The organism is Oceanospirillum linum, assembly GCF_001995095.2.
In the GTDB taxonomy this organism is placed as follows: Bacteria; Pseudomonadota; Gammaproteobacteria; order Pseudomonadales; family Halomonadaceae; genus Oceanospirillum; species Oceanospirillum linum.
Genome location: NZ_MTSD02000256.1, coordinates 1 through 382, shown reverse-complemented (window position 1 = coordinate 382; position 382 = coordinate 1). Strand labels below are relative to the sequence as shown.

At 56.5% G+C, this 382-nt stretch carries 1 protein-coding gene; it reads right to left on the bottom strand.

All coding sequences use genetic code 11. The annotated features are described in order from the left end of the window. On the bottom strand, positions 1-382 hold a 382-nt coding region (locus tag BTA35_RS17545), incomplete at both ends, for an ATP-binding cassette domain-containing protein (RefSeq protein WP_139363774.1).

Below are 382 nucleotides of genomic sequence, written 5' to 3'. Positions count from 1 at the left end.
AACATCGCCAGCGTCGATTTTCCGCTACCGTTGCCGCCAATCAGAAACAGCAGCTCGCCACGTTTGATGGTGAGATTAATCGGACCAACGGAAAACGCGTTATCCTGATAAGCAAACGTCACGTTACGCAGCTCCAGCGTTTGCCAGTTGGGAAACGCCTGCGGGCGCGGAAACTCTGCTTTGAAAGGCGCGAGCGCGAATTTGTTCAGCTTGTTAAACGCCACCTGCGCCGTCAGCAGCGTCGGCAATGCGCCAACCGCCGAAAGCAGCGGCGTACGCAGGAATAAAAGCGTCAACGAATAGGTCGCGGCAACGTTGGTATCAGCCCAACCGAGGCTGTTCGCCATCCAGAACACCAGGCCGATTGCGCCCAGCATCATGA